This window comes from Wolbachia endosymbiont of Drosophila seguyi, assembly GCF_028981765.1.
In the GTDB taxonomy this organism is placed as follows: Bacteria; Pseudomonadota; Alphaproteobacteria; order Rickettsiales; family Anaplasmataceae; genus Wolbachia; species Wolbachia pipientis.
The window spans coordinates 1-16,294 of record NZ_JAPQLM010000144.1 but is presented as its reverse complement, the minus strand read 5'-3'; the positions used below and the strand labels follow the sequence as shown (position 1 = coordinate 16,294).

Below are 16,294 nucleotides of genomic sequence, written 5' to 3'. Positions count from 1 at the left end.
AACAAGGGTTTAAAGTACAGCCAAGAAGATGGGTTGTAGAAAGGACTTTTGCTTGGGTTAATAGGAATAGAAGGCTATCGAAGGAGTATGATTTACTCACAACATCCACTGAGAATTTCATATACCTAGCTATGAGTAGGGTTATGTTAAAGAGGGAATATGCTTGAATTTACTAGTTTCCGGACAACCTCTGAACTGTGTTTTCAAACGGTAGTGCCGGGGTGTGAGTATAATGATTATCAGTATATAAAAGTCATAGCAGACAGACTTGAAGCGGCAAATGTTGGCAAAATGAGGCGAATAATATTCAATATGCCTCCGCGTTCAATGAAGTCCCTGTGCGCTAGTGTTGCGTGGCCCGCATGGATACTGGGAAATCAGCCAACTGCAAGAATAATAGTTGCAAGCTACTCTCGGCTGCTTAGCGAAAAGCACTCGCTCGATACAAGATGCATAATGCAGTCTAGTTGGTATAGAGAGCTGTTTCCAGAGGTAGAACTATCCAAAGATCAGAATACCAAATACAAATTTCAAACAGTGCAGAGAGGATACAGAATCGCAACGTCAGTTGGAGGGACGTTAACAGGTGAAGGTGGTGATTTCATCATCGTGGATGATCCACTGAGTCCCGCCCAAGCTTTGAGTGAAACGTTTAGAAAGCGTGCTACAAATTGGTTTGACCAGACTTTAGTAGCCAGGCTCAACAATAGAAAAAAAGGAGTAATTGTTCTTGTGATGCATAGGCTACATCAAGAAGATTTAACCGGGCACCTTCTCTCCAAACCGAAAAACATATGGAACCATACTTGTTTACCGATGATATCTGAAAATAAGGAGATTATCTATTCAATCAAAAAGCCAGCGCCTCCTTTTCTTGTTCCTGTCACCCGAGTAACTACAAATGAGTACAAAAGCTGGATTACAGCATCAAGTGCTAGAATGACACCACCCGTAATATTATACTCAAGAGAAGAAGGTCAGTTGCTATATCCCCTCGATGGAGGAAAAGAAGAAGTTGAGATGATAAAGGTTGAACTTGGAAGTTACGCTTTTGCTGCACAATATCAACAAAACCCTCTGCCACTTTCAAGTGGTATAATTAAACGAGAGTGGCTGAAGCGCTATAGAAATTTTTCTGATAGTCTCTCATATGTCACTCAGAGCTGGGACACTGCAGTTTCAACAAGCAGCATGAGCAACTTTAGCGTCTGCACCACCTGGACAAAAGTGGGCAATAAATTCTATTTACTCGATGTATATCGCGCAAAGCTTGAGTATCCAAAGCTTAAAGAGCAAGTTCTGTTACTAGCTGCAAGATGGACACCGCACGCAATTTTAATCGAAGCAAAAACAAGTGGTCAGCAATTGGTGCAAGAGCTAAAGACAAACAGTGATTTACCAATTATCGAAATAGTACCACATGATGACAAACTCACTCGATTTTATCAAATTGTTCCGATTATAGAGTCTGGCAAGGTTTTTCTGCCGCACCAAGCAGTATGGCTGAACGATTTTGAGTATGAGATTTTAATGTTTCCTGAAACTCGACACGATGATCAAGTGGATAGTACCGTGCAATATTTGCAGTGGGTGAGAGATAGTAGCTCTAGGGTCGCAGCTTTACGGGCATTGTGATTTAAGCCTACCAGATCCAAGTAGTCAGCTACTTGCATGACACCCTGACAACCGTCATCCCGCTACGTGTTAGCGGGATCTATGCTAAAAGATACCACGGCGGTATGACGTAGAACTGCTGCTTGTTAGCGGATGAGATACCGCGAATGAATCGCGGTATGACGGTTAAGTACGTGTTAGCGGCTAAGAGATACTGCGGCGGTATGACGTAGAGCTCGCGTTAGCTATAAGATTAGCTAACATTCTGCACGTCCATAAAAAACAAACCTTCTTTTTCGTCTTGAACGCTAATAATAGCGTGAGTGTTAAAAGGTAAAGGATCATTTGTATGTCCATGGCCTACCCCTTTCATAGTAAATACAGGAAAGTTAACACTTTTTGCAAACCTTTCTTTTACAACTTCAACAAGGTTATCGTTATAGCAGTTAACGAAATCCCCAAAGATTACTGCATGTACTCCATCAAAGATGTGAGCTTGTTTTAGGTGATCTAAACTGCGCTCTATTGCGTATGGGTAGACTCTTATGTCCTCTAAAAATAGAATTTTACCTTTCGCATTTATTTGCCAAACAGTTCCTATACTGTTTTCAACTAAAGTCATATTACCACCGATGATTTTAGACTTTAATCTGCCATCTTTTAGTCTAATGCCATTATTTATCATCTTTAGCTTATCAAATCTGATAGAATCCCGCTTGTTAAGAATTAACTCTTTCAATTTTTCAACAGAGCTTTCAGAAACGGAGTTATTTACTATCATTTCCAACATGGTGCCGTGAAGAGTTTGCCAATCATATTTAGCTTGTAGATGGATGTGCAAGGCAGTTATATCGCTATAGCCTATGAGGATCTTTTTGTTTTGAGCAATCCTTTCTTTTTTATCATTGGGTAACTTTTCTAGATAGGGAATTAACCGAGAAGCCCCTTCTCCTCCTCTGATACACCAGATTATTTTACTATCACCGGTTAGTGCACTAACCAAATCATTTGCTCTGAATTCATCAGAGTTGGAATAAAATGGGTTATCATTACTATATATTTTCTCCGAAATATGGGGATTAAAATCCAAAGCTTCTACATATTCTTTTATAGTAGTCAGATCTGATTCTTTTCCCTTGGAGGAAGGAGCAATAATATCAACTTGGTCCATTGCATGAATACCTGTGTTAGCACATAAAGTGAGAATGAAATATAAAAGGTAAACAATCATTAAAATATCTTATAAAACTCTTTTTTTAGTATATCATCCAATTCAGAGAGTGGAACTTTCACTCCTAGTTCTTCCATTGACGTGACGCCATAACCTTGCAACCCACAAGGAATAATACCCTTATAGTGAGAGAGGTCTGGAAAGACGTTAAGCGCTATGCCATGATAAGTTACCCATTTTCTTAAGCGAATACCAAAAGCTGCAATTTTTTTTTCTACTCCGTTATGGTTTACCCAAATGCCTATTCTATCTTCTCTAAACTCTCCAAGTATATTAAATTGCTTTAAAACATTTATGATCCACTTACTTAGATCTCTAATATATAGCTTTATATCGCATTTGTTTCTTTTTTTAAGGTTTAACATTAAATATATAATGCGCTGTCCTGGACCATGATATGTGTGTTTACCACCCCTTCCTGTTTTATATATGGGAAATAGTTTTTCAACAATATCATCAGCTGTTGCACTGATTCCTGCAGTATAAAGTGGAGGGTGCTGGAGTAGCCATACCAATTCGTCTGCTGAATTATTGTGAATTTGTTGAATTTTCTCTTCCATGGATTTTACAGCACAGTTATAATCAATAAGCTGATTAGATATTAGCCATTCTGTCATATTCTATTTCTTTTTTTTTAGTATAGCAGTTCGTTTTTTCCTGTTATTCCAGTGTGTGACACTGGGCGCAGCCTTTCTTATTCCTAATATACTTAATACTAACTTCTGTGCTATTTCTCCTTAACAAACATAGTACATGACAAATGTTTAATTATTTGTCAACACAGGTCCTCTTTACGTATAGGCAACTTTTTTTATTGAAAAATTCAGAAAAATGTTGTATAATTATTAGTAGATTTTAGGTAAAATATATGGCAAACTCAAAATTTAGCATAACTTTCAACAACGAAATTTCAGAGTGTCTTGCTGGACTGGCTAAAATAAGAAATAAGTCCATTCAAGAACTAACAGAGAAGCTAATACAAGAAGCAATTGAAAATGAGGAAGATAAAATACTAATTGAGCGTGCTGCTAAACGTAATGTTTCAGGTGTAAAGAAAATTAGAAGTGAGGATGTAGACTGGAATACAATATTATCTTCATAGAAAGCGTTCTTGAGAAAGACCTTCCAGCTCTTCCAAAAACAATAAGATTAAGGATCATAAATGCGATAAATAAGCGCCTTACAGTTGATCCCATTAACCTTGGTGAGCCATTATATTACAGATTTAAAGGACAAAGAAGATTAAGGGTAGGTGATTATCGCGTTATCTATTCCGTAAATATTATAAAATATGAAGTGGTTATCACAGAGATAGGACACAGAAAAGATATTTATAAGTAAGTACATCATATAAATATTAAATATATTTTTACTCCTTCCTGATTCATTTTCTACCTTAGGTGGCTTCGCTCAGCTCAAAAAAAAAGCTCATTCTTTTTGCTACCCCTTATTGTGCCTGCCATTTAACTACTGTGTAGAGATTGCTCTCAAACATAATGTTCGTACGTTAGTATATCCTTCCTGTGACACCAATTGATATAATTCTACCACAAATTCAATTTTTTAGGAGGCATATATGAATCTCAATATTTTTCAAAGAAAAAAAAGCGCAGTATTTACTAAATATTCTGCTTTGCAGCTAATGATGGAGCCAAGTTGGAGTAAGCGTGATTATGTAAGTTTTGCTGAGGAAGGTTACATAAAAAATGTTATTGCCTTTCGAGCAATTAATATGATTGCAAGTGCTGCATCTTCGGTACCTTTTACTCTCTGCCAGCTTACTGAACAGGGAAAATCGCAATTAAAAGCCCATCCATTACTGAAATTACTTTATTCTCCTAATCCAATGACATCAAAATCGGAATTTATTGAGGGGATTGTAACTTATCGGTTAGTTAACGGCAATTCTTATATATTGATGGTTGAGTCACAGAATAGTAGAAAACCACCAACAGAGCTTTATCTTCTGCGCCCCGATAGGGTTGAAATTGTTCCAGGGAGAGATAACGTTCCTTATATCTATCGTTATACCATAAATAACAACAGTTATGACTTTAAAGTTGATAAACTAACTGGATGTTCAGCAGTGTTGCACTTAAAGACCTTTAATCCTTTGAATGATTGGTATGGGTTATCACCAATTGAGGCAGCTGCATATAGCATAGATCAACATAATCAGGCGGGTGCTTGGAATCAAGCGATGTTGCAAAATGGGGCAAGACCAAGTGGTGCAATAGTTGTAAAATCAGCAAAAGATGGAAGTGGTGGAAGTTTAAGTCAAGAGCAGTACCAACGCTTAAAAGCGCAGATAAATGATCATTATTCAGGTTCTATAAACGCTGGAAGACCGATATTGCTTGAAGGAGGCTTGGAGTGGAAAGAAATGAGCTTATCGCCAAGGGATATGGATTTTATTGAGTCCAAACACAGCTCAGCTCGTGATATTGCGCTAGCTTTTGGCGTTCCACCGCAATTGCTTGGCATACCGGGTGATAACACTTATAGCAATTTAGTCGAAGCACGCTTATCCCTCTGGGAGCAGACGGTTTTACCAACGCTAGAAAATATTATCTGTCACCTGAATTCTTGGCTGACACCAAGATTTGGTGAAGATCTGTGCTTGTCGTATGACAAAGATGCAATAGAAATTCTCATGGAAAAAAGACAAAAGTTGTGGAAATACGTAGAAAACGCAAGCTTCATGACGCTCAACGAAAAGAGAGAAGCATTTGGCTTGCCACCACTGCCAGGTGGTGATGAGTTAGGTTAAGTTTGTATCCGTTCAGATGAGTTTATTGTCCCCTAAACCGTACACCTAAGTAAATTAACTATTTTTCTTGCCAACCAGAGCGATGAAGATTTGGTCTACATCAAAACTCATCTTAGGACGCCAAATAGGGCCATCCAAATGCATATCGATATAGATTGGATTACTATAATTTGGTGGTATGAAAAAGAACCTGAATATAGAAGCTAAAGCGAAGTTAGATAAGGTTAAATTAGAAGAGATCGATCCTGATGCTTGATCAATCCCGAACTGTAAACTAGTTGAACATATACCACTCTTAATACTTGCTTTTCCGCTAATATTTTCAAAAAATGTCTTGCCATTATATATATCAACATAAGCAAGTGTGGAAATTTCAGATTTATTCTTACTGCTTAACAAATTAGTGATAAATGAATTGAAATCTACATTAGTAACTTCTATTCCTTGCGCTTGTAAGTTTACATCTCCTGATAAGTTACTAGCCCAATCATGAAAACTTTTTCCTTGAGTTTTGATTTCACCATTTAAGCTTACCTGACCATTTACATTGTCAATTCCTATAACCTTACCAATCTTTTTAGTGTCCAAATTTACAATAGAAAATCTTGTATTTATTGAGTCTGATCTTAAATAACCCTGAAAAAACACTTGCCCGCGTTCTAATACGTAACTTGCCTGCCTGATAGTGATAGTGTTGTTTCTCATTACCGCATCCAAATTAAAATCTTTTAAAACATTCTGCTCGGTTTTAAATTCTGCAGTATTGATTTGCACATTTGCATCAAAGCCTTCTTTATCATCCAAAAAATCAAGCTGCTTTGTTGACCATTGAATTTGATCTATCTCATTTCTTGAATTTCTTTTCGTCTCTACTAAATTTGGTAATGTAATAATTTTTCCATTAAATTTACTGCCCGTAAGGTTAACATCTAATAAAGGTTTGGCGTATTTTTGATCTGCTAATATTTTTGCATTACCGGTAATATCGAAATCTTCTCCAGATAGTTTTATTTTATCTGCAACTAGCTTACCTTTTTCCATTTTCAGCAAAAAATCCAAATTTTTAATTTTCGTATCATTCAATGTAAGGTTATTAACACGGGCCTTTATATTTGTATCATACTGAAAATTTTTCAGCCATTGTATTTTAGGTAAACTGCTAAATAATGAATGATCATATTTATCTGCATCAAGATTATGCATGCTAAATTCACCATCGATCACACTGCGTTTTTTTGTGTGGCTTACTCTAATTGATCCTTGCAAGGATTCCTTATTATTTAGCAGTCTAATGTCTGAGATAGATAATATTCTTGGTGCAAGGTGCAGTTTAGAACTTAGTGTAAATTGATTTTTCTGGTTTTCTTTCATCTTTATAGAAGGGAAAAAACATGAAATGAATGACTCAAAATCATTTCCTTCGACTAATAAATCACCGTTGAATTCAGATAGGACATTATTGTTTGAGATCTCTCCTGATAAGTAAGATATATTATTGATTCCAGGAAATTTAAGAAGCGTATTAACTTTTACTTTGCCATCAGTGGATTTTAGTACAGCACGGAAATTGTCCAATATTTTGTTTTGATATTGAATGTTAGAAGCTTCCATATTAAAATTTAAGCTCAAGTTCTTTGGCACAACTGCTCTAAAACATTCCAGAAGATCCTTCATATTCATTGTTCTTTGTGAATCATTTTGTATGGAATCTAAATCAACTTTACTGAAGCTAATATTGAAATTAGTGTGATTGCCTTTTCTATCATTTTGTATTGTACCGCTGGCTTGCATGCTTTTGGAATCAATTTTTAAGTCAGTTGCCGTAAACTCACTTTCATTAAGACTTATATTGGATGATATCTTGATATTTTCGCTAGGAATAACACAAGAGAGAAAGCTAAGATTAATGATTTTTGCTAAATCACTCACAGAACCGGAACTGTTATTAATTGTTAATGTTAAATTACCCTGGAGTTCTTCTTGATTTCTATTACCTGTAAATAGCAAATTTACAAAATTTGATTCAACACTAATGTGTACATTCCTTTTTGTGATATTAACCTTTCCTGAAAAATCGTAATTATTATCACCTACCTTTACTTTACCAAAAAACTGCTTATTTTTTTTTACAGCAACTTCCTTTATGTTAACAATATCAGCGAAATCATTCTTGAAACTTACTTGGCTGTCTTTTATTACTATATCGACTGTGTTACCACTGGCGTTTGTATTTATAATATTAAGTAAATTTTCTTTGTTGCTTTTCATGCCAAACAATGTGATTGACTTTGGTTGCAACGAAAATAAAAACAACGATAGGAATGATGGCCTTATTTCAATTTTTCTTACACTAATTAAATCTGACAACTTTTGCTCTTTATTTTCGTTGTATTGTACGTATACATTATAAATAGTGAGCTTTGGGGTAATCAACGAAACTTTAATTTTTCCCCCAATATGCACTTTAGCATCATACGTCTTCTCTAACTCTTTTATGATATATTTCCTGTAGCCACTCCAATCCTTAAAAGTTGCAGCAACATGCATGAGAATTAATAGCAGTGAGATTGATAATATAGCATATAAAGAAAGTCTCATAATTTACACATGCTTAAAGTTTCCCTTAAATATTAAATAGAGAATACCAAAATAAACAATAACACTCAAAGCTATTAAAGTCGTTAAATAAACAATACGAGCCAACATTTTATCAAAAAATAATCCTGCCAACAAAGAATTAAAAATATAAAGGGCTATTGACATGACTGCCGTTGCTACAAAAATTTTCATGACATTTAACAATAACGCTTGGCTAACCTTATACATTTTATTTATTGTTAAATAACTAATTAATAGAATAGAGTTTATCCAAGTGGAAACGGAAGTAGCAATAGCAATCCCCGTATGCTGATACTCGTTCATTAACAAAAGGTTTAGCACTACATTCATTCCAAGACACATTAGCGAAAATATGGTTGGTATTTTCAGATTGCCTTTAGCAAAAAATGCAGGTAGCAATACTTTATTTATAATAAATGCAGGTAAAGAAAGAGAAAATGCTATTAAAGTGGGAACAGTTTGCTGCACTGCATAATGATCAAACCGGCCGTAAGAAAAAAGCGTAAGTAAAATTATGTCGGGAATAATGATAAAGGCAGCAGTTGTTGGCATAATTAACATTAATCCTATGTTGAGAGCCTTGTTCTGTATTTTGACTATATTTTCAGTATTATCCACCTGTTTTGAAATTAAAGGAAGAAGCACTGTACCAATTGCAGTACCGATTATTCCCTGCGGTAGTTGATTTAGTCTATCGGCATAATATATATAGGACACCGCATTTGGTATAAAACTCGCCATGATTGTATCAATCCATAAGCTTATTTGAGTTACACAATTGTTGATAATTGCAGGTATCACACGCTTAAAAAATAACCTTACTTCATTGCTTAATTCAAGGCTAAAAGAAAAAGCTGCCTTTAACTTGTATGCACTAAATAGTATCAAAAGTAGCTGGAAAATTCCTCCTATAAGGACAGCTATAGAAAGGTTGTGCGCTGGAGTTTTTACGTAAGGCACAAACAAACTGATGATTAAACAGAGATTCAAAACGATTGGTGCAATAGCTGTTGAAGCAAAATGCTGCTTTACTTGCAGCATTCCACCAATAAGTGATGCAATTGAAACAAAGATTATGTAGGGCATCATAATTCTTGATAAAGTAACAGTAAGGGTAAACTTACTTTGGTCAAATCCAGGAGCAAAAATTTGAATCATATAAGGGGAGAAAGTTTGCATGATAAGGCAAAAAATTACTAAGATAATAAACGTAATGGATATTACACTACTTGCAAAATTAAATGCCTTTTTATTATCATATGATTCTGTCGAATATAATGGTATGAATGAGGTAGTGAACGCTCCTTCTGCAAAAAATGCTCGAAATAGATTGGCAAAACGAAACGAAGAAAAAAATATGTCTGCAAGAGAGTTCGCACCAATAACCGTAGCAATCAATACATCTCTTATTAACCCTGAGATCCTTGAAATAGCCGTAAAAAAACTAAATGTGAAAATACTTTTAAACATACCACTACTTCATTAGTGTCAATACAATTAACTATAATGGTAAAAGTATCAATGAAAATATTTATTGGCTAAACTTAAAACCCTCTGCAAAAGGAGAGTTAAATAATCAATTGACTATTTGCGCTCTTATGTTAGAAATTTTATATCTTGGCGGGCGTAGCTCAGTTGGTAGAGCGTCAGTTTGTGGTACTGAATGTCGCCAGTTCGATCCTGGTCGCTCGCCCCACTAAAACCCGATAATTTGAAAAACCGTCATCCCGCTGCTTGTTAGCGGGATCTAGAGATACCGTGACGGTATGACGTGAGTTAGCTATACATTGGCCACTGATGATTGAAATAGTTAATTACTGTAAAATTTGACATTAACCGCTAATAGTTAGAATATTAGTAGAGTAAGAATTACTCAAGAAGGCATGCATAAATATGATGTAGTAGTAGTAGGTGGTGGTCATGCAGGGTGCGAAGCTGCTGCTGCTGCAGCTCGCCTTGGTGCAAACACGCTGCTTATAACTCATAAAATTTCAACTATAGGGGAAATGTCCTGCAATCCAGCAATCGGAGGAGTTGCAAAGGGCGTTGTAGTCAGGGAAGTTGACGCTCTTGATGGAATAATGGGAAGAGCAATCGATCAAGCAAGTATACACTCAGTCATTTTAAATAGCAGCAGAGGTGCAGCAGTATGGGGCCCGCGTGCACAGGCAGACCGAAAATTATACAAGCAAGCAATACAGGAAATTATTCTAAATTATAATAATTTGACGGTAAAAGAAGAGTCGGTTGACGATTTTCTTATAGAGAGTAATAACAATGGAGAATTGTGCATTAAAGCTGTAATAACAAGCTCAGGGGAGCATATACTGACAAGTAAAGTCGTTCTAACTACAGGGACTTTTCTGCGGGGTGTGATTCATATAGGAGAGCAGGTAACTCCTTCAGGGAGAATGGGAGATAAGCCTGCAGTAGAACTTGCAAATACGTTGAAGAAATATAATTTTAAATTAGGTAGATTGCGTACTGGAACTCCACCGAGGCTTGATCGTGGCACTATAAACTGGTCAATATTGCAAGAACAAGTGGGTGATAATCCACCTGTGCCGTTTTCTTATCTCACAGAAAAAATTAACCAACCTCAGGTATCATGCTTTATTACCCATACTAATGAAAACACGCATAAAATAATTAGAGAGAATCTGCACAGGTCAGCTTCTTCGTATTTGGATGATATTATAGCACCAAGATACTGCCCATCAATTGAAGTTAAAGTTAATAAATTTGCAGAAAAAAGTAGTCATCAAATATTTCTAGAGCCAGAAGGCCTGGATGATGATACTGTATACCCGAACGGAATTTCAAATTCATTGCCTATTGAAGTGCAGCGTGAAATGATAAAGAGTATCAAAGGACTTGAAAACGCAGAAATACTAAGGCCTGGATATGCAGTTGAGTATGACTATATTGACCCACGAGAGCTGTTTCATACTCTTGAAACTAAGAAAATTAAAGGCCTATATTTTGCTGGCCAAATTAATGGCACCACTGGATATGAAGAAGCAGCAGGGCAAGGAATTATTGCCGGGATCAATGCAGCACTTTCTGCATCTGAAAAAAAAGAAAGCTTTGTTCTTCATCGCACAGACTCATATATCGGCGTAATGATAGATGATCTAGTCATCAAAGGGGTGATCGAACCTTATAGATTATTTACCTCGCGTGCAGAATATAGGCTAGCTATCAGGTCAGACAATGCAGATAGAAGATTAACACAAAAAGGTTATGATATTTCCCTTGTTTCGCATGAGAGATACTCTGTTTTACAGAATAAACTTGAATCCATTAAGCAGCTTGAAGAGAAGTTAGGGAGTCTGACGATTACTCCTGAGCAGCTTAGGTCTTATGGTATCAAAATATCTTATGATGGGATAAGAAAAACGGCACTAGATTTACTTAGCTCTCCAAACATCGACTGGAATAAATTACAAGAAATATGGCCGGAGTTAAGCAGCGTCACGCGCTGGAATGGCAAAATGGGACACACCAAAGCGGATAATAGAGCTAAGAATGAAATATGCGAAGCGGTTGAAATTGAAGCAAAATATAAACCCTACCTAATAAGACAAGAAGCAGATATGAAGTTTTTACGAGAGGAAATTAACACTCAAATTCCAATCAACTTCAACTATTCACAAGTTAAAGGCTTGTCAAGTGAGGTAATAGAAAAGCTACAAACAATAAAACCAGCGACGATTGGCATTGCAAAGCAAATACAAGGCATCACTCCCGCAGCGATAGTGAGCATATTAGTGTATTTGAGAAACAGGAAAACGAAAGTAGCTGCTAGTTTTGCGTGAGGCATTCCATGTCAAAAATCAAAGAATTTCGTTCTTTTATGCACGAAATAAACGTTGATGCATTTGTGTTACATACTAAAGACGAATATTTAAATGAGTATTCAGAGGAGCTAACAAAGCTGTGTGGCTTCACAGGAACAAATGGGCTGCTTATTGTTACAAAAAACAACAAGTGCCAATTTTTTACAGATGGACGCTATATCACACAAGCTCACAATCAGCTCGATCAGGGCAATTTTCAAGTATATAATATACAAGAAGAGGATCCACGCGAATGGATAAAAGCAAACTTAACATCGACTGCCTCACTAGGTTATTATTTGCAATATTTTACCATGGAAGATATAAGAAAGTATGAGAATATCTGTAAATTAATACCCTGTTTAGCTGGAAAAAAAAGTGACTATCGAAAACAAGCAGTGGTTTTACATTCTATTAAATATGCTGGTGAAAGTAGTAAGGACAAATGTGAAAAAGTCGCTAAAAGTATAGATAAAGAAGCTGAAGCAGTGCTTTTAACTGATCCAAATTCAATTTCATGGTTATTAAATTTAAGAAACGAAAATGCTAAATATACTCCATGTATATTGGGTCGTGCTATATTGTATAAAAGCGGTAATGTTGATTTGTTTATTCAAGATAAAGAACATTCAACTATAGAAGCAAATTTAGGCAATCATATAAATATTTTTGATATCAGTGAGCTAGAAAATTCGCTGCACAAGCTAAATTCAATAGTTATAGATCCAAACACAACTCCAATGAGTATCATGGCTGTAATAAAAGATAAACAGGTAGCTGAAAGAGAGGATCCTTGTTTAATTTATAAAGCAGTAAAAAATCAAACTGAAATAGCTGGGGCTATAAATGCGCACATCAGAGATGGAGTGGCAGTTACAAATTTTCTACATTGGCTTGAAAGTAATGTTGGTACAGAGCTTGAAGCTGAAGAAAGGATTTTAGAATACAGAAAAGAGCAGAATTTGTTTAAACAATTGAGCTTTCCAACAATTTCTGCATTTAATGAGAATGGGGCAATAATTCACTATCGTGCAAGCAGTAAGACGAATAAAGTAATTCAGAAAGATGGACTGTATTTGATTGACTCTGGTGGCCAGTACCTTGACGGCACAACTGATGTGACAAGAACTGTAGTAGTTGGTAATCCGACCAATGAGCAAATAACCCACTATACAATAGTACTCAAAGCTCACATTGCTATAGCAAGTGTCGTCTTTCCCCCCGGCACTACTGGTGGAGAATTGGATATATTGGCACGTACGCATTTATGGAAATTTGGAATGGACTATATGCATGGTACAGGGCATGGAGTAGGAAGTTACCTATCAGTACACGAAGGACCACAAGCAATATCAAAAAGTAATAAAGTGAAACTCACGCCAGGGATGATACTTTCCAACGAACCTGGCTATTACATTCCGGGAGAGTATGGAATAAGGATTGAAAATCTGATGTATGTCAACAGACAAGAAAACGGCTTCTTAAACTTTAAACAACTGACCTCTATTCCATATGATAGAAGACTAATAAATGTGCGAATGCTTACTAAGGATGAAATTGAATGGATAAATGGCTACCATCAATTTGTCTATAAAAACTTAGAAAATAGCGTCAAAGATAAGGAGTGGTTAAAGAAAGTATGTGACCCTTTATAAGCAAAGGAGCATTTTTTATTATTTAAAAAGTATTAATGCAATTGTGATGAGTATTTTGTATTGTTTTTAATTTAAAAACAATACATAATAAAGAATCGATATTTTCAAGTAGGTGTAATTATGACAGGTAAAGTGCAAGAAGATGAATTTATGAAGCAGTATATGGATACTTGCAAAGAGCAAATAGAAAAATTAGCCAAGGATCCTGAATTGCTTAATCAGACTTTAAAACCATTTATGCAAATGTCTCAGCAGCTTATGGCTGGCGGTATGTTAGAAGGCGCTATGCCTAACATGATACCTGATTTGGACAGCATGGATGCTAACAAGATGATTGCTCAGATGAAGGAAATGATTGACTACATAAGAGGTAACTATAAGGAACTAATGAAAGAGCGCAGCTCGCAAATTCAAGAGCTTGATGAATCCAGTAAGAAGCTAAGAGGTTTAGTTAAAAAATTGATAGAAAAGATCGAAAGTAAGTAAATAACATCTGGATTTCTGTCATTCCATATACAACTTTCTAGTTGGACGGTAAGTCGAGGTCAATTGTTGATGTCATGCAAGTAGTGTAGCTACTTGCATAGCATTTATACCAGTTTTCGTAAATAAATAAGGTACGTTGCTTAAGGCTGCAGTTATAGTGAGGTATTTTTTCTAGTTTGTTTTCTTATTTCTGAGGTTTATAGCTAAGGTTTTCCCTACGTCATACCGCGATTCATTCGCGGTATCTCAGCCGCTAACGAGTAGCGGAATGACGGTTTTTCAAATCGTCGATGAACCTAAGTCACTTTATCTGTAGTATCGGGAACGTAATTGCACATTGGTTTTACAAATTTGAAAATTAGTGTTAAATAAAAATATAAACGCAAAAGGAAAAGAAATGATTGAACTTAAAGGCCCAGAAATTTGTGCAGGCGGAAATAAGAAAAATTTGATTATTTTTTTACATGGTTGGGGCTCAAGTGGCGATAATTTCATTCACCTTGCTAAAGTTATGAGCAAGTTTTTACTGGGTTCATATTTTACAGTACCCAATGCTCCGTTTGAAAGAGAAATAGGTGATGGTTATCAGTGGTTCAGCTTGGAAGATCGTAGTGAGGAAGCGCTATATAATGGAGTAAAAAATGCTACATCAATTGTAAATCATTTCATTGATACAAAATTAAAGGAGCTTAATTTAAAAGATACGCAACTTTCTTTAGTTGGATTTTCTCAAGGAGCAATGCTTGCAATACATACAGCTCTCACCCGCTCTCAATCCTGTGCATCAGTTGTTGCATACTCTGGTAGGTTTCTTTCACCTTCAAAAACTGCACCAGAGATCAAATCAAAACCTAACATATGTGTTATCCATGGTGATGCTGACGACGTGGTACCTTTTTCGTCCCTCGACTTAGCGGTTAAAGCTCTGAAAGAAAATGGAGTAAATGTTGAAGGACACCCAATTCATGCATTAGGGCATATTATTAATGAAGAGGGAATAAAATTAGGAGTAGAATTTATCAAGAAGAATTTTAAAAATTAATTTTCATGCACTTGTTTTGCTTTGGTTATGGATATGTAGCTAAATTTTTATCGAAAAAATTACTGAACTTAGGTTGGAAAGTCAGTGGCACATCAAGAAGTAAAAATATACAAGATGTAATCCTCTTTAATTATGAGAAAGTTAGTCAAGATCTGCTTAAAAGCGCAACGCACGTTTTAATTTCTATTCCTCCAGATGGCGATGATGTTGTGGAGAGATACGGTGATTGCCTGCAAAATGTAAAATGGTTCGGTTATTTGTCTGCAACTAGCGTCTATGGTGATCACTCTGGTAATTGGGTGAATGAGGAATCTGAAACAAAACCTATAGAAATCAGAGGAGAAAAGCGCCTTAGATCTGAAAAGAGGTGGCTGAATAGCAGATTGCCTGTACATATTTTTCGTTTAGCTGGAATATACGGTCCTGGTAGGAACGTGTTAATTGACTTGCAGCTTGGCAAAGCAAGGAATGTGAAAAAAGAAGGGCATTTTTTTTCTCGTATTCACGTTGAAGATATATCAAATATTTTATTTTCTTCCATGCAAAACATAAAACCTGGTGAAATATACAATTGTGCAGACGATTTACCCACTATACAATCTGAAGTGGTAATATATGCGACCAAACTTCTCAATGTTAGCCCTCCAGAACCAATTGAGTTACCAGATTATGCACAGAGTTTTTATTTAGGATCAAAGAGAGTAAGTAATGTTAAAATTAAAAAAGATCTTAATGTCTCTCTAATTTATCCTAACTACAAGGTGGGATTAGAGAGTTTGCACGTAAACAAAACTGAAATCACATCAGAATGATAGATAGGCTTATTGTCACTGCCATTAAGTTAAGGAAAGAATGGTTAAAAACTGAACTAAAAAGTCAGAAATAATTAAGGATTTATGACAAATGCTGAAACAGAATAGAGTAAACTTTAAAGCAGATAAACTCTGAAGTGTAAATTACTTAAGAAATAGTGACCTTACCCAGAAAAAGTGGAGAGAAAGAAAAGAGTTTTTTTGGGTAAAATAAAATTTTGGAGGA

The 16,294-nt window shown here is 35.8% G+C and carries 14 protein-coding genes and 1 tRNA gene; 11 read left to right on the top strand and 4 right to left on the bottom strand.

What is annotated here, in order from left to right; genetic code table 11:
• Both OZD62_RS03580 and terL read left to right on the top strand, forming a co-directional pair.
• Positions 1 to 167, top strand: a 167-nt coding sequence (locus tag OZD62_RS03580) for a transposase (protein ID WP_275019324.1), incomplete at its 5' end; no start/stop codon positions are given.
• On the top strand, positions 160 to 1,635 hold the full coding sequence (gene terL / locus OZD62_RS03575) for a phage terminase large subunit (protein ID WP_275019447.1): 1,476 nt from the start codon (positions 160 to 162) through the stop codon (positions 1,633 to 1,635). The genes OZD62_RS03580 and terL, both read left to right, overlap by 8 nt.
• 232 nt (positions 1,636 to 1,867) lie before the next feature.
• Here the strand turns inward: terL and OZD62_RS03570 are convergent, their stop codons facing one another.
• A complete protein-coding gene (locus tag OZD62_RS03570) occupies positions 1,868 to 2,845 on the bottom strand; it encodes an LD-carboxypeptidase (protein WP_010081984.1) in 978 nt (325 codons plus the stop codon).
• Positions 2,845 to 3,462, bottom strand: a complete 618-nt coding sequence (lipB, locus tag OZD62_RS03565) for a lipoyl(octanoyl) transferase LipB (RefSeq protein WP_010081985.1) — start codon at positions 3,460 to 3,462, stop codon at positions 2,845 to 2,847. The genes OZD62_RS03570 and lipB overlap by 1 nt, the downstream gene beginning before the upstream one ends.
• A gap of 251 nt (positions 3,463 to 3,713) precedes the next feature.
• Between lipB and OZD62_RS03560 the strand changes: the two genes are divergently transcribed.
• From OZD62_RS03560 to OZD62_RS03550, 3 genes are all read left to right on the top strand, one after another.
• A complete protein-coding gene (locus OZD62_RS03560) occupies positions 3,714 to 3,947 on the top strand; it encodes a DUF6290 family protein (RefSeq protein WP_275019446.1) in 234 nt (77 codons plus the stop codon).
• The gene (locus tag OZD62_RS03555) at positions 3,923 to 4,186 is read left to right on the top strand and encodes a type II toxin-antitoxin system RelE family toxin (RefSeq protein WP_080717643.1); all 264 of its coding nucleotides are present in this window, start codon (positions 3,923 to 3,925) and stop codon (positions 4,184 to 4,186) included. Before OZD62_RS03560 ends, OZD62_RS03555 begins: the two co-directional genes overlap by 25 nt.
• Positions 4,187 to 4,421: 235 nt before the next feature.
• A complete protein-coding gene (locus OZD62_RS03550; protein WP_275019445.1) occupies positions 4,422 to 5,615 on the top strand; it encodes a phage portal protein in 1,194 nt (397 codons plus the stop codon).
• Positions 5,616 to 5,669: 54 nt separating this feature from the next.
• On the opposite strand, the gene OZD62_RS03545 is transcribed toward OZD62_RS03550, so the two are convergent.
• Positions 5,670 to 8,213, bottom strand: a complete 2,544-nt coding sequence (locus OZD62_RS03545) for an AsmA family protein (RefSeq protein ID WP_275019444.1) — start codon at positions 8,211 to 8,213, stop codon at positions 5,670 to 5,672.
• Between the two features lie 3 nt (positions 8,214 to 8,216).
• Positions 8,217 to 9,704, bottom strand: coding sequence for a murein biosynthesis integral membrane protein MurJ (gene murJ / locus OZD62_RS03540; protein ID WP_275019443.1), 1,488 nt, complete (start codon positions 9,702 to 9,704; stop codon positions 8,217 to 8,219).
• A gap of 150 nt (positions 9,705 to 9,854) precedes the next feature.
• Here murJ and OZD62_RS03535 point away from each other — a divergent pair.
• The 6 genes from OZD62_RS03535 (at position 9,855) to OZD62_RS03510 (ending at position 16,068) form a co-directional block, all read left to right on the top strand.
• Positions 9,855 to 9,930 (top strand) — tRNA-His (locus OZD62_RS03535).
• A gap of 187 nt (positions 9,931 to 10,117) precedes the next feature.
• Positions 10,118 to 12,052, top strand: a complete 1,935-nt coding sequence (mnmG, locus tag OZD62_RS03530) for a tRNA uridine-5-carboxymethylaminomethyl(34) synthesis enzyme MnmG (RefSeq protein WP_275019442.1) — start codon at positions 10,118 to 10,120, stop codon at positions 12,050 to 12,052.
• A gap of 8 nt (positions 12,053 to 12,060) precedes the next feature.
• Positions 12,061 to 13,728, top strand: coding sequence for an aminopeptidase P family protein (locus tag OZD62_RS03525; protein ID WP_275019441.1), 1,668 nt, complete (start codon positions 12,061 to 12,063; stop codon positions 13,726 to 13,728).
• Between the two features lie 120 nt (positions 13,729 to 13,848).
• Entirely contained in the window at positions 13,849 to 14,214 is a 366-nt protein-coding gene (locus OZD62_RS03520) for a hypothetical protein (RefSeq protein ID WP_138264783.1), read from the top strand.
• Between the two features lie 397 nt (positions 14,215 to 14,611).
• Positions 14,612 to 15,256: an alpha/beta hydrolase gene (locus tag OZD62_RS03515; protein WP_010962980.1), complete on the top strand. Its 645-nt coding sequence runs from the start codon at positions 14,612 to 14,614 to the stop codon at positions 15,254 to 15,256.
• A 5-nt stretch (positions 15,257 to 15,261) separates the two neighbouring features.
• Positions 15,262 to 16,068, top strand: a complete 807-nt coding sequence (locus tag OZD62_RS03510; protein WP_275019439.1) for an SDR family oxidoreductase — start codon at positions 15,262 to 15,264, stop codon at positions 16,066 to 16,068.
• Positions 16,069 to 16,294 lie beyond the last annotated feature (226 nt).

Bases quoted from the DNA above. Each gene is read 5' to 3' on its own strand.
- murJ (WP_275019443.1), bottom strand. From the start codon at position 9,704: ATGTTTAAAAGTATTTTCACATTTAGTTTTTTTACGGCTATTTCAAGG.
- OZD62_RS03570 (WP_010081984.1), bottom strand. From the start codon at position 2,845: ATGATTGTTTACCTTTTATATTTCATTCTCACTTTATGTGCTAACACA.
- OZD62_RS03510 (WP_275019439.1), top strand. From the start codon at position 15,262: ATGCACTTGTTTTGCTTTGGTTATGGATATGTAGCTAAATTTTTATCG.
- OZD62_RS03525 (WP_275019441.1), top strand. From the start codon at position 12,061: ATGTCAAAAATCAAAGAATTTCGTTCTTTTATGCACGAAATAAACGTT.
- OZD62_RS03545 (WP_275019444.1), bottom strand. From the start codon at position 8,213: ATGAGACTTTCTTTATATGCTATATTATCAATCTCACTGCTATTAATT.
- OZD62_RS03550 (WP_275019445.1), top strand. From the start codon at position 4,422: ATGAATCTCAATATTTTTCAAAGAAAAAAAAGCGCAGTATTTACTAAA.
- terL (WP_275019447.1), top strand. From the start codon at position 160: ATGCTTGAATTTACTAGTTTCCGGACAACCTCTGAACTGTGTTTTCAA.
- OZD62_RS03520 (WP_138264783.1), top strand. From the start codon at position 13,849: ATGACAGGTAAAGTGCAAGAAGATGAATTTATGAAGCAGTATATGGAT.
- OZD62_RS03560 (WP_275019446.1), top strand. From the start codon at position 3,714: ATGGCAAACTCAAAATTTAGCATAACTTTCAACAACGAAATTTCAGAG.
- mnmG (WP_275019442.1), top strand. From the start codon at position 10,118: ATGCATAAATATGATGTAGTAGTAGTAGGTGGTGGTCATGCAGGGTGC.
- OZD62_RS03515 (WP_010962980.1), top strand. From the start codon at position 14,612: ATGATTGAACTTAAAGGCCCAGAAATTTGTGCAGGCGGAAATAAGAAA.
- lipB (WP_010081985.1), bottom strand. From the start codon at position 3,462: ATGACAGAATGGCTAATATCTAATCAGCTTATTGATTATAACTGTGCT.